The sequence below is a fragment of the Mesonia oceanica genome, assembly GCF_902499555.1.
GTDB classification, from domain to species: domain Bacteria; phylum Bacteroidota; class Bacteroidia; order Flavobacteriales; family Flavobacteriaceae; genus Mesonia; species Mesonia oceanica.
The window spans coordinates 36,858-49,753 of sequence record NZ_CABVMM010000015.1 but is presented as its reverse complement, the minus strand read 5'-3'; the positions used below and the strand labels follow the sequence as shown (position 1 = coordinate 49,753).

Sequence of the window (12,896 nt, the reverse complement as noted above, 5' to 3'; positions counted from 1 at the left end):
ATTACTAAGTTAACATACCGCCGTCAACATTAATCACTTGACCGGTTACGTAGCTACTTAAATCACTACCTAAAAACACACAAGCATTAGCGATATCTTCAGGACTTCCACCACGTTTTAACGGAATATTATCTCTCCATCCTTGGACGGTTTTTTCATCTAACTTAGCGGTCATTTCTGTTTCGATAAAACCTGGTGCGATGACATTGGTTCTAATATTTCTAGAACCTAATTCCAACGCCATTGATTTAGAGAAACCGATAATTCCAGCCTTAGAAGCTGCATAGTTAGATTGGCCTGCATTTCCTTTTACACCAACAACAGAACTCATATTAATAATGCTTCCGTGGCGTTGTTTTAACATGGTACGTTGAACGGCTTTTGTCATATTAAAGATAGACTTTAAGTTAACTTCAATTACTTTATCGAAGTCTTCTTCGCTCATACGCATCAACAGGTTATCTTTAGTAATCCCTGCGTTGTTAATTAAAATATCGATGCTGCTAAAATCTTTAGAAACGTTTGCGATAAGCTCTTGCGCTTCTTCAAAACTTGCGGCATTACTTTTATAGGCTTTCGCTTTAACGCCCATATTGGTTAATTCTTGTTCTAATTCTTCGGCTGCTTCTACCGATGAGCTATAGGTAAATGCCACATTTGCCCCGTGTTTAGCAAAAACTTGTGCAATCCCTCTACCAATACCACGACTGGCTCCGGTGATGATGGCATTTTTTCCTTCTAATAGTTTCATAATTTGTGATTGATTTATTGATAGCAAAGCCAAATATAATAATTCGCTTAGAGTTTTTGTATAAAAAAACCTCCTGAAATCTCAGGAGGTTTGCTTTTCTCTTGAATAAAAAACCTAGAGTTTTATATCTTCTGAAGATTTTTCGTAATTGAATAAGTAATCGATGTCCAACTCTTCTACTTCTCCTAATTTAGAAAGTGATTGCATATCTACATCTTCTTTATTCCCTATCACCATCACATTATAGTCTTGCCCTTTGATATTGTTATTGAAAAATTCTTTTAAATCTTCCATGGTCATATCTTTAATGGCATTGTACATTTCTTCTCTATAATCGTGATCCATACCGCGTTTCTTTAAACTTTCGTAATTCCAGAAAATAGAAGTTTTGGTAATTCTATCGGCAGCGATTTGTTTTAAGGTTGCTTCTTTTGCCGATTGAAATTGCTCTTCTGCCTCCGGCATATTGGTCATTAACTCCATCATCGCATCAACGGCTTGTGGCAATTTATTAGCTTGCGTACCAATATAAGCCATCACGTAATTAGGCTTGTCTTTTTCTTTTGCTGTTTGGTAGGCTGAGTATGCTGAATAAGCTAGAGACTGAGACTCTCTTATTTCTTGGAATACGATGGAAGAAAGTCCGCTACCAAAATAAGTATTAAATAACTCGGTAGCTGCCATTTTCTCCGGACTAAAATCCTCTCCTTTGGATAGGAATACCATTTCTGCCTGAACCATATCGTAGTCTACAAAATATACTTTTTTACCGGTATCTACTTCTTTATATTCTTTAGCTTGTGGATAATCTTTAAGTTCTGCTGGCAGTTGGTGATTTTCATCTATCGCTGCAACCGCTTTATCAAAATCTTTTCCGTAGTAAAAAATACGTTGCTTGTAATTGCGCATGTCTTTTACTTTTTGCACTAATTCTTCCGGATTTTTGTTTTTTAATTCTTCTGCAGAATAAATATCACGTAACCTTGAATTTTCTCCATAACGACCGTAATTCATCAAACCATCAAAAAGAATATTTCCTTTTTGTGTTTTATTATCTTCCCTACCTTTTAGGATTTGATCTACATATTTATCGTAGGTTTCTTGATCTGCTTTTGCATTACTCCAAAGATCTTCTAGCAAGGCCAAACCTTCCGGTAAATTTTCTTTTAAGCCTGAAAGACCTACATAGGTTTTATCGTTACCAGAACTTACAAAATAGTTAATCCCTAACTTATAAAATTCTTGTTTCACTTCTTCGGGGGAAAGTTTTTCAGTTCCCAAATAATCCAAATAACCTGCGGCTAACGATAACTCTTTATCATTATCTTGCCCCATATCGAAAATAATATATAAGTTAAATAAATCGTTATTTTCATTTTCGATATAAGCTATGGGCAAACCGCTTTCGGTTTTAGAATTTTGAATGGCTTGCTCGTAATCTACATATTGTGGTTCTAGAGCCGGAGATTCTTTTTTATTAAATGCTTTAATGAAATCTGATTGCTTATCACGGTTTAGTTGTACCGGAGTAATACCAGGATTTTCTACTTTCGCTATAGTTGTATCTTCTCCTTTTCGTTTATAAACTGCTACATAATTATCCTTGTAATGCTTATTAGCGTAATTCACTAAATCTTCTTTAGTAACAGATTTTAAATCGTTGATAAAATCTACTTGATCTTGCCAATCTTGAAAATGGATAAATGAATCCATATATGCGTATGCTGTTGAGGAGGCATCTTCATATTGTCGAATTTCTGAAAGCTTTAAATCATTAATCACCGCTTCAACCAACCAATCGTCAAATTCTCCTTTCTTTACTTTTTCTACTTCAGCTAATAACAAATCTTTGACTTCCTCTAAACTTTGGTTGGCTTTTGGCATCCCATAAAGTAAGTGAAAACCATAATCGTTATTAAAATTTGTATAGGAAGAAGCACGCTGAACTTTTTGCTGCTGATTTAAATCTAAATCAATTAATCCTGCTTGAGAGTTTGCTAAAATGTAGTCGATAAGAGTAACTAATTTCTGGTCTTCACTTCCTACTCCATCAGTTCTAAACGCAACGTAAACCGATTCTGAAGTTGGTCCGAAAACCTCCTTTTCTACCGGAGCTGTAATCGGCTGCTCTTCAGGAAAACTTGGATGAGAAACCTCTTTTTTCTCATATTCTCCAAAAGCCTCGTTTACTTTCTTAATAGTTGCATCATAATCGATATCTCCCACTAAAACCACCGCCATATTGTTAGGTACGTAATATTTATCGAAGTAATTATGAATCGCTTCCATCGAAGGATTTTTAAGATGCTCTGATTTACCAATTGTACTTTGCGTACCGTAAGGATGCGTTGGAAATAAACCTTCTAATGTTGCTTGGTATTGCTTACGACCATCGCTGTCTTGTCCACGATTAAATTCTTCATAAACCGCTTCTAATTCTGTATGAAATAAACGCAACACTAAATTACTGAAACGCTCACTTTCTACATTTAACCACTTGTCTAACTCGTTTGAAGGAATCTTATTTACATAAACCGTCTGCTCGTTAGAGGTAAAAGCATTAGTACCTTCAGCGCCTAGAGAAGCAACCATTTTGTCATATTCGTTAGCAATTGAATACTCTGAGGCTTTTTGAGAAACTGAATCGATTTGTGCATAAATGGCTTTTTTCTTTTCTGGATCTTGCTCGGCTTTATGCTTTTCGTATAAATCTGAAATACTATCTAAGAGCACTTTCTCAGTTTCCCAATCCTGAGTTCCTATTTTGTCGGTTCCTTTAAAAACCATATGTTCTAAATAGTGTGCCAAACCGGTATTATCTGCAGGATCATATGTAGAACCGGCACGCACGGCAATTAAGGTTTGTATTTTTGGCTCTTCTTCATTTTTGCCTAAATACACTTTTAGCCCGTTATCTAATGTATATAAACGTAAACCTGTAGGATCATCTTTAAAGGTTTCATAAGAAAAACCAGCTTCATCGGTATGATGATATTGGTCTTCTGCATTTTTGTCTTTTTCTTCTTTATCGGCTCCGCAACTCATTAAAGTTATAGAACATAAAAAGAGGAAAATCGGTAAATAAAATTTTTTCATAATTGGTTATTAAGTTAGTAACTCTTAAAAATAAAAAAGTTCGTTAGTTATAAGACACTAACGAACTTTAAAAGTTGCAAAACCGTTAAAAATTTAACAGATTTATTTTTAAGCTAATACCTCAGCTACTTTTTTACCTATTTCAGCAGGAGAATCTACTACGTGAATTCCACATTCTCCCATAATTTTCTTTTTAGCTTGAGCAGTATCTTCACTACCCCCCACAATAGCTCCGGCATGTCCCATTGTTCTTCCGGCAGGCGCTGTTTCACCAGCAATAAAACCAACGATAGGTTTTTTAGAACCGCTTTCTTTATACCAATTGGCAGCATCTGCTTCTAACTGACCTCCAATTTCACCGATCATCACTACACATTCTGTTTCTGGATCGTTAATTAACAATTCAACCGCTTCTTTGGTAGTAGTACCAATAATTGGGTCTCCTCCAATACCAATTGCAGTAGTAATCCCTAAACCTTGTTTTACAACTTGGTCTGCTGCTTCATAAGTTAACGTACCAGATTTAGAAACGATCCCTACTTTACCTTTTTCGAAAACAAAACCTGGCATAATACCAACTTTAGCTTCTCCCGGAGTAATTATACCAGGACAGTTAGGACCAATTAAACGACAGTCTTTATTTTGAATATAGTTTGAGGCTTTAATCATATCTGCCACCGGAATACCTTCTGTAATCGTGATAATTACTTTAATTCCTGCATCTGCAGCTTCCATAATTGCATCAGCTGCAAAAGCGGGTGGTACAAAAATAATTGAAGTGTCTGCATCTGCTTCTTTTACAGCATCTGCAACGGTATTAAAAACAGGCTTCCCTAAATGAGTTTGACCACCTTTTCCAGGAGTTACCCCTCCAACAACATTGGTTCCGTAATCAATCATTTGTTCAGCGTGAAAAGTACCTTCACTACCGGTAAAACCTTGTACAATTATTTTTGAATCTTTATTAACTAAAACGCTCATAATTTTTTTCTTGATTTGTTGCCTTGCAAATTTACTTTTTTAAAAGTAACTCTAAAAGTTTTTACTATTTTTTTGGAATAAAAGATGAGATATTTTCTTCTGAGTCGTCTCCCGGTTGACTAATTAAATAACCTTCGTATAATTTACCATCTTTCACCTCCCAAATACACATAAAATGAGCTAAGGCTATATCTTCTTCAGGATTTTCGATTGTATTGGCATTGTAAGTAAACCTAATGGTTACTTTGTTATCCTCTTGTAGCAAATGCGTAATTTCACAAGAGAGCCCTTCGTAAGATTTTCCTATATCGGAAGACATTCTAGCAAAGTCTTCATAATCAAGTTTAGAAAACCCGGAACTCGAATTCCAATAAATCGTTACGTCTTTATGAAGGTACTCTTTTAATATTGAAGTGTCTTTATGAAAACCGGAAGTATAAAAATCGTGTACTAATTGCTTTTCTTTAGATGGCATATTACTTTGATTTTTTATTTAACATAGAAGGTAATTGTCTGATCGCAGCAGCTTCTTTAAACCACTTTTTAGCTTCCGTAGCGGGAGAACCAAAATATTGGGTATTAGGTTTTAAATTTTTACCTACACCAGATTGTGCAAATACTTCAGATCCTTTTGCAAGTCTTACATCACTTCTCACTCCTACTTGTCCCCAAAGTGTAACTTCGTCTTCTAAAATTACACAACCGGCAATACCTACTTGGGAAGCAATCAAACATTTTTTACCGATCACGGTATCGTGACCAATATGTACTTGATTATCTATCTTTGTTCCTTCTTTAATGGTTGTATCACCACTTACTCCACGATCTATCGTGCAAGCGGCTCCAATATCTACGTTATTCTCGATGATAACACGACCACCAGATTTTAATTGGTCGAAGCCTTCTGGTCTATTTTTATAGTAAAAAGCGGAAGCTCCTAAAACCGTTCCTGCATGTATAGTTACATTATCTCCAATTAGCGTATGGTCATAAATACTTACATTGGAATGGATTAAACAGTTCTTTCCGATTTTTACATGATTCCCTATAAATGAATTAGGCTGAATCACGGTATTTTCTCCTATTTCGGCAGAAGAAGAAATATTTTCCAAAGATTTCTGAAAAGGCTTAAAATAATCGGTAAGCTTATTAAAATCCCGAAACGGATCGTCTGAAATCAATAAAGCTTTACCCTCAGGGCAAGCTACTTCTTTATTGATAAGAATAATTGTAGCGGCTGATTGTAAAGCTTTATCGTAATATTTTGGATGATCTACAAAAACAATATCACCCGGTGTGACTACATGAATTTCATTCATTCCTTCAACAGGAAAATCTGAGTCTCCTACAAATTCAGCATTAATAATAGTAGCGATTTGTTGGAGGGTATGCGTTTGCGGGAATTTCATATAGTCTTCTAAAAGGTGTTATTCTTTAATACGTTCTTTGTAAGTACCTTTTTCGGTTTCAATTTTAATTTTATCTCCTTCATTAATAAATAAAGGCACGTTTACTTCTGCTCCGGTTTCTACAGTTGCAGGTTTCGTGGCATTGGTTGCGGTATTTCCTTTTACTCCTGGTTCGGTATGGGTAACTTCTAAAATTACGCTAGGAGGCATTTCTACAGAAAGTGGTGAGTTATCTTCCGAATTAATGATCACGGTCACTACTTCTCCTTCTTTCATTAACCCAGGCGAATCTAATGCAGATTCCATTAACCGAATTTGGGTATAGTCTTCTGTATTCATAAAATGATAGAATTCTCCATCATTGTATAAAAACTGAAATTTATGGGTTTCAACTCTTACATCTTCAATTTTGTGACCTGCAGAAAAGGTATTTTCTATTACTTTTCCGGTAGTTACACTTTTTAATTTTGTTCTTACAAAAGCAGGACCTTTACCTGGTTTCACGTGTAAAAATTCGATGATTTTATAAATGTCATGGTTGTAACGAATACATAAACCATTTCTAATATCACTTGTACTTGCCATAATTTTGATGAATTAATTTGAAAAATAACCTTTCATAATACCGCGCTGTGAGTTTTTTATAAACTCTAAAATATCATCCCGCTCAGGTGTTGCTTCCATTTCTGCTTCGATGATGGTTACGGCTTGTGAGTTATTATAATTTTTTTGATATAAAATTCTATAGATGTCTTGAACTTCTCTAATTTTTTCTGTTGAAAAACCCCTTCTTCTTAAACCTATGGAATTAATCCCTACATAAGATAAAGGTTCACGTGCGGCTTTTACAAAGGGCGGAACATCTTTTCTTACCAAAGATCCTCCGGTAATAAAAGCATGACTACCTACCATACAAAATTGCTGAATGGCCGTCATTCCTGCTAAAACTACGTGATCTCCAACGGTAATGTGTCCTGCCAACGTACTGTTATTAGAAAAAATACAGTTGTCACCCACAATACAATCGTGAGCAATATGACAATACGCCATAATCCAACAGTTTTTACCGATAACGGTTTTCATTCTGTCGGAAGTTCCCCTATTAATGGTTACACATTCCCTAATAGTGGTGTTGTCACCAATAATGGTTACGGTTTCTTCCTCGTTAAATTTTTTATCTTGTGGTACTGCTGAAATTACTGCTCCTGGAAAAATACTAACATTTTTACCGATACGGGCTCCTTCCATAATGGTGACGTTAGAACCAATCCAGCTTCCTTCTCCTATTTCAACATTATTATGAATAGTGGTAAAAGGCTCTATCACTACATTTTTAGCTATTTTAGCTCCCGGATGTACATATGCCAATGGCTGATTCATGAATTACGCGTCTTTTGATTTTACAATTTGTGCCATAAGTTCTGCTTCGGCACATAATTTTCCATTTGCAAAAGCATAACCTTGCATATGGCAAATACCTCTACGTATTGGACTTATTAAATGACATTTAAATACTAACTGATCTCCAGGTACTACTTTTTGTTTAAACTTGACCTTATCTATTTTCATAAAGTAAGTAAGGTAATTCTCAGGATCTGGAACGGTGCTTAAAATAAAAATCCCTCCCGTTTGTGCCATAGCTTCCACGATTAAAACTCCCGGCATTACCGGTGCCCCAGGAAAGTGACCTTTAAAAAACTCTTCGTTCATGGTAACCCCTTTGGTACCTATCACATATTCATCTGTTAATTCAAAAATCTTATCGATTAACAAAAAAGGAGGTCGGTGCGGAAGCATTTTCATAATTTGATTAACGTCCATTAACGGAGGTTGACTCAAATCTACTTGTGGCACTAAATTTCGTTTTTCTGCTTTAATATGCTTTGCTAGTTTTTTGGCAAATTCAGTATTTACATGGTGTCCAGGTTTAGTAGCAATTACTTTTCCTTTAATTCTTGTACCTATTAAAGCTAAATCACCTATAACGTCTAACAACTTATGTCGAGCAGCTTCATTGGGATGATGTAAGGTTAAGTTATCTAAAATTCCATTAGACTTAACAGAGATTTCATCTTTATTGAAAGCTTTTCTCAGCTTTTCCATAGTGTCTTGAGATATTTCTTTATCTACATAGACAATAGCATTGTTTAAATCGCCACCTCTAATTAATCCGTTTTCTAGAAGCATTTCAAGTTCATGAAGAAAACTAAAAGTTCTGGAGTCTGAAATCTCATCTTTAAATTGTGAAAGATTCTTAATGGAGGCATTTTGCGTACCTAAAATTTTAGTACCAAAGTCTACCATTGTTGTAATTTCATAATCACAGGAAGGCATAACTACAATTTCGCTTCCACTTGCTTCATCTACGTAAGAAATAACTTCTTTTACTACGTATTCATCGCGTTCTTCTTCTAGCTCTTTTTTTCCGGCTTTTTCTAATGCTTCGACAAAAAATTTAGAAGAACCATCCATAATAGGAGGTTCACTTTCATTCATTTCAATTAAAACATTATCTATTTCCAAACCAACACAAGCCGCTAATACGTGCTCTGAAGTTTGAATGGAAACACCATTTTTTTCTAAAGAAGTTCCTCGTTGTGTATTCGCAACATAAGATACATCTGCAGGTATTTCAGGTGCTCCTTCTAAATCTACCCTCTTAAATACATAACCAGTATTTACTGCTGCCGGTTTAAATGTAAGGGTAACTTGCTTTCCTGTATGAAGTCCTACTCCTTCTAAGGAAACTTCATTTTCAATAGTTGTTTGCTTTTTATTTTGAGCCATTATTATTTAGCTTTTTTTCAATATTATGAAGCGTTTTTATTGATTCTGGTAAATTTTTAAAATGCACGTAGGCTTTATTAAATTCGTTATAGCCCAAGGCCGGTGAACCCTGTAAGGTTTCGTCATCTTTTACATTTCTACCTATACCTGATTGTGCCTGAATCCTTACTCGGTCTCCAATAGTTATATGACCTACTATACCTACTTGCCCACCAATTAAACAATTTTTGCCAATCTTGGTAGAACCTGCAATTCCCGTTTGTGCAGCAATTGCGGTATGTTCTCCAATTTCAACATTATGGGCAATTTGTATTTGATTATCCAATTTCACCCCTTTCCTAATGATTGTTGAACCTAATGTAGCACGATCTATCGTAGTTCCAGCTCCAACATCAACATTATCTTCTATAATCACATTACCTATTTGTGGAACTTTATCGTACTCTCCTTTATCGTTAGGGGCAAATCCAAATCCATCAGCACCTACCGTTACTCCACCGTGAATCACACAGTTATTCCCAATAATGGTTTCTGAATAAATTTTGGCTCCGGCAAATACAATAACATTGTCTCCTATTTTAGTATTATCCCCTATATAAGTATGTGGATAAATTTTAACGTTATTTCCTATTTTTACATTATTACCAATATAAGCAAATGCACCAATGTAAATATCTTCTCCGTACTGAGCTGATTCTGCAATGTAATTTGGTTCTTCAATTCCGGTTTTACTGAGTTTTACCTGATTGTAATACTCCAATAATTTAGAAAAAGCTTTATAAGCATCTTTTACTTTTATTAAAGTAGCGCTTACTTCTTTTTCTGGTTCAAAATCTTCATTCACAATGCAGATAGCTGCATTTGTGGAATAAATATATGAGGTATATTTTGGGTTAGATAGAAAAGTTAATGAGGAAGCATGACCTTCTTCAATTTTAGAAAGTTCTGAAACTTCTGCTTCAGGATTTCCTATAATTTCACCTTCTAATACTTCTGCAATTTGTTCGGCTGTAAATTTCATTCTGACAAAAATAGAAAAAATTGTTAATTTCTAGGGTTTAGGGTAACAGATATAATATTTAACTACTGGTTTGGTAAGCGCACCAAGGTTTAGTTGGTCTGAAGCTTTAATAACATCGCTTGTTTTTCCATTTTTATAGAGAATATTAATATTGTCTTCTTTAGTTTCTTCGTAAGCAAGGTTAGAAACTTCTCCTTCAAATACAAAATAATTGGCTTCTTCCCTACTTATTTTATATTGTTGCTGAAGTTCTTTTAAATGTTTTTCTATTTTATTTTTATCAATTGGGCTTTTCTTCAGCTTTACTTTTAAAAGATCCCGATTAATGATAGATTTACATAAATTCTTCAGCACAAAATCTTCACAGGAAATCCATTCTTTCATAGCAGAGACAATATCATAATCATCTAACTTACTAAATGTATGCAAAGTAGCTTCATCAAAATTAGACGGATTAATTTCATTTTCCAAAAAGAAAGAAAGTGCCTTAGTTGCTGGTAATTTCACTCCGTTACTTACTAATTCTTTTGCGCGTTTAAGAACCCTAATTAAAAGCTGTTCAGCTCCTAAACTGGTTTTGTGCAAATAAACTTGCCAGTACATTAAACGTCGGGCTACCAGAAATTTTTCTACTGAATAAATTCCTTTTTGTTCAACTACGAGTTTGTCGTTACTTACATTTAACATCGTAATTAAGCGTTCACTATTAATATTCCCTTCAGCAACACCTGTATAAAAACTATCACGCTTTAAATAATCTAAACGATCTACATCCAATTGAGATGCGATTAACTGTTTGAAAAACTGACGGTGATATTCCCCTTTGAAAATTTGAATAGCCAACGTTAAACTTTGGTTAAAATCGGTATTCATTTTTTCCATAAATTGAAGTGAAATCCACTCGTGACTTACCCCATTTACAATGCTATGTTCCATCGCGTGAGAAAAAGGTCCATGCCCTATATCATGAAGTAAAATAGCGATTAGAAGAGCTTCTTCCTCTTCTTTTGAAATTTTAACTCCCTTAAATCGAAGCACATCCAAAGATTTCCGCATTAAGTGCATACATCCCAAAGCATGATGAAAACGGGTATGTTGCGCACCGGGATAAACCAAATACGACATTCCCATTTGAGAAATTCGGCGTAATCTTTGAAAGTATTTATGCTCAATAATATCAAAAATGCGTTCGTTGGGAATGGTAATAAATCCGTAAATTGGATCGTTTAATATTTTGAGTTTGTTACGTTGATTCAAATTAAAAATTTAATAATTATAGCAAATATACATATATGAATAATATTAAGGTACTTTGGGTAGATGATGAAATAGATTTACTAAAACCACATATACTTTTCTTAGAGAAAAAAAACTACGAAGTAACTACGTGCCAAAGTGGTACAGAAGCGATTGAAGAAGTTGAAAAAAATAGCTTTGACATTGTTTTTTTAGATGAAAATATGCCGGGATTAACCGGTTTGGAAACTTTATCTGAAATTAAAGCTAAAAAGAGCAACCTTCCTGTAGTAATGATTACCAAAAGTGAGGAAGAGTATATTATGGAGGAAGCGATTGGTTCTAAAATAGCCGACTATTTAATTAAGCCGGTAAATCCTAACCAGATTTTATTGAGTTTAAAAAAGAACTTAGATCACTCCAGATTGATTTCAGAAAAAACCACTTCCAATTATCAACAGGAATTTAGAAAAATCGCCATGGATATGACGATGATTAATTCTTGGGAGGGTTGGGCAGAACTTTACCAAAAATTGATTTATTGGGAATTGGAGTTGGAAAATATTGAAGACAGCGGAATGTTTGAAATTCTTGAATCACAAAAACAGGAAGCCAATACTCAATTCTGTAAGTTTATAGAGAAAAACTACACTTCTTGGTTTGACAAAGATGCAGATAGGCCCACACTTTCCCATACGCTATTTAGAGATAAAGTAGTTCCTGAACTAAGCGATAAAAAACCTACACTTCTGGTAGTTGTCGATAATTTACGTTTCGATCAATGGAAAGCTTTTGAGCCAATTGTAAACAATTATTACAAAAAAGAAAAGGAATCTGCTTTTTCCAGTATTTTACCAACGGCTACACAGTATGCGAGAAATGCAATTTTCTCTGGACTAATGCCTTCTGAAATGGAACGCTTACATCCGGATTTATGGCTAAATGATACAGATGAAGGTGGAAAAAACATGCATGAAGAAGAGTTTTTAATGGCACAAATGAGACGTTTGGGATTAAATTACAAAACCGAATACTACAAGATTGTCAATTTAAGAGCAGGAAAACAATTAGTGCAAAATTTTAAACAACTCAAAGATAATGATCTTACCGTAGTGGTTTACAACTTTGTAGATATGCTTTCCCACTCTAAAACAGAAATGGAAGTTATTAAAGAATTAGCTTCTAATGATAAATCTTACAGATCGTTAACAGAGAGTTGGTTTAAAAATTCACCACTGCTAGAAATGATTCAACAAGCACAACAATTAGGTTTTAAATTAATCATCACTACAGATCACGGAACCATCAATGCCAAAAACCCTTCTAAAGTAATAGGTGATAAAAATACCAGTCTAAATTTAAGGTACAAAACAGGTAAGAGTTTAACCTACGAAGACAAAGATGTAGTGGCCGCCAAAAACCCAAAAGATTTTTATTTACCTAGTATAAATATGAGCAGTTCATTTATCTTTGCAAAAGGTGACCTGTTTTTTGCATACCCTAATAATTACAATCATTACGTAAGTTATTATAGAAACACCTATCAACATGGTGGGGTATCGCTAGAAGAAATGATTATACCGTTTTCGGTACATTCACCTAGATAATTTAGTAT

At 34.6% G+C, this 12,896-nt stretch carries 11 protein-coding genes; 1 reads left to right on the top strand and 10 read right to left on the bottom strand.

Annotation, left to right across the window (positions count from 1 at the left end; all coding sequences use genetic code 11):
* Window positions 1-4: 4 nt before the first annotated feature.
* From fabG to FVB9532_RS16725, 10 genes are all read right to left on the bottom strand, one after another.
* Window positions 5-751 (bottom strand): 3-oxoacyl-[acyl-carrier-protein] reductase, encoded by a 747-nt coding sequence (fabG, locus tag FVB9532_RS16770; RefSeq protein WP_150546341.1) that lies wholly within the window; start codon window positions 749-751, stop codon window positions 5-7.
* A 114-nt stretch (window positions 752-865) separates the two neighbouring features.
* The gene (locus tag FVB9532_RS16765; protein WP_150546340.1) at window positions 866-3,847 is read right to left on the bottom strand and encodes a M16 family metallopeptidase; all 2,982 of its coding nucleotides are present in this window, start codon (window positions 3,845-3,847) and stop codon (window positions 866-868) included.
* 108 nt (window positions 3,848-3,955) lie between these two features.
* Window positions 3,956-4,828 carry a succinate--CoA ligase subunit alpha gene (gene sucD, locus FVB9532_RS16760; protein WP_150546339.1) on the bottom strand — a complete coding sequence of 291 codons (873 nt, stop codon included), beginning with the start codon at window positions 4,826-4,828 and terminating at the stop codon, window positions 3,956-3,958.
* Window positions 4,829-4,892: 64 nt separating this feature from the next.
* Window positions 4,893-5,303 (bottom strand): nuclear transport factor 2 family protein, encoded by a 411-nt coding sequence (locus tag FVB9532_RS16755; RefSeq protein WP_150546338.1) that lies wholly within the window; start codon window positions 5,301-5,303, stop codon window positions 4,893-4,895.
* 1 nt (window position 5,304) lies between these two features.
* Entirely contained in the window at window positions 5,305-6,237 is a 933-nt protein-coding gene (locus FVB9532_RS16750) for a UDP-3-O-(3-hydroxymyristoyl)glucosamine N-acyltransferase (protein ID WP_150546337.1), read from the bottom strand.
* Between the two features lie 18 nt (window positions 6,238-6,255).
* Window positions 6,256-6,822 carry an elongation factor P gene (gene efp, locus FVB9532_RS16745; RefSeq protein WP_150546336.1) on the bottom strand — a complete coding sequence of 189 codons (567 nt, stop codon included), beginning with the start codon at window positions 6,820-6,822 and terminating at the stop codon, window positions 6,256-6,258.
* A 12-nt stretch (window positions 6,823-6,834) separates the two neighbouring features.
* Entirely contained in the window at window positions 6,835-7,617 is a 783-nt protein-coding gene (gene lpxA / locus FVB9532_RS16740; RefSeq protein WP_150546335.1) for an acyl-ACP--UDP-N-acetylglucosamine O-acyltransferase, read from the bottom strand.
* Between the two features lie 3 nt (window positions 7,618-7,620).
* A complete protein-coding gene (locus tag FVB9532_RS16735; protein WP_150546334.1) occupies window positions 7,621-9,024 on the bottom strand; it encodes a bifunctional UDP-3-O-[3-hydroxymyristoyl] N-acetylglucosamine deacetylase/3-hydroxyacyl-ACP dehydratase in 1,404 nt (467 codons plus the stop codon).
* Window positions 9,011-10,045, bottom strand: coding sequence for a UDP-3-O-(3-hydroxymyristoyl)glucosamine N-acyltransferase (gene lpxD / locus FVB9532_RS16730; RefSeq protein ID WP_150546333.1), 1,035 nt, complete (start codon window positions 10,043-10,045; stop codon window positions 9,011-9,013). Before lpxD ends, FVB9532_RS16735 begins: the two co-directional genes overlap by 14 nt.
* Before the next feature lie 30 nt (window positions 10,046-10,075).
* A complete protein-coding gene (locus tag FVB9532_RS16725; protein WP_150546332.1) occupies window positions 10,076-11,302 on the bottom strand; it encodes an HD domain-containing protein in 1,227 nt (408 codons plus the stop codon).
* Between the two features lie 35 nt (window positions 11,303-11,337).
* Between FVB9532_RS16725 and porX the strand changes: the two genes are divergently transcribed.
* Window positions 11,338-12,888: a T9SS response regulator signal transducer PorX gene (porX, locus tag FVB9532_RS16720; RefSeq protein ID WP_150546331.1), complete on the top strand. Its 1,551-nt coding sequence runs from the start codon at window positions 11,338-11,340 to the stop codon at window positions 12,886-12,888.
* Window positions 12,889-12,896 lie beyond the last annotated feature (8 nt).

Coding starts and splice junctions, on each gene's coding strand:
- fabG (WP_150546341.1), bottom strand. CDS start 751: ATGAAACTATTAGAAGGAAAAAATGCCATCATCACCGGAGCCAGTCGT.
- FVB9532_RS16765 (WP_150546340.1), bottom strand. CDS start 3,847: ATGAAAAAATTTTATTTACCGATTTTCCTCTTTTTATGTTCTATAACT.
- sucD (WP_150546339.1), bottom strand. CDS start 4,828: ATGAGCGTTTTAGTTAATAAAGATTCAAAAATAATTGTACAAGGTTTT.
- FVB9532_RS16755 (WP_150546338.1), bottom strand. CDS start 5,303: ATGCCATCTAAAGAAAAGCAATTAGTACACGATTTTTATACTTCCGGT.
- FVB9532_RS16750 (WP_150546337.1), bottom strand. CDS start 6,237: ATGAAATTCCCGCAAACGCATACCCTCCAACAAATCGCTACTATTATT.
- efp (WP_150546336.1), bottom strand. CDS start 6,822: ATGGCAAGTACAAGTGATATTAGAAATGGTTTATGTATTCGTTACAAC.
- lpxA (WP_150546335.1), bottom strand. CDS start 7,617: ATGAATCAGCCATTGGCATATGTACATCCGGGAGCTAAAATAGCTAAA.
- FVB9532_RS16735 (WP_150546334.1), bottom strand. CDS start 9,024: ATGGCTCAAAATAAAAAGCAAACAACTATTGAAAATGAAGTTTCCTTA.
- lpxD (WP_150546333.1), bottom strand. CDS start 10,045: ATGAAATTTACAGCCGAACAAATTGCAGAAGTATTAGAAGGTGAAATT.
- porX (WP_150546331.1), top strand. CDS start 11,338: ATGAATAATATTAAGGTACTTTGGGTAGATGATGAAATAGATTTACTA.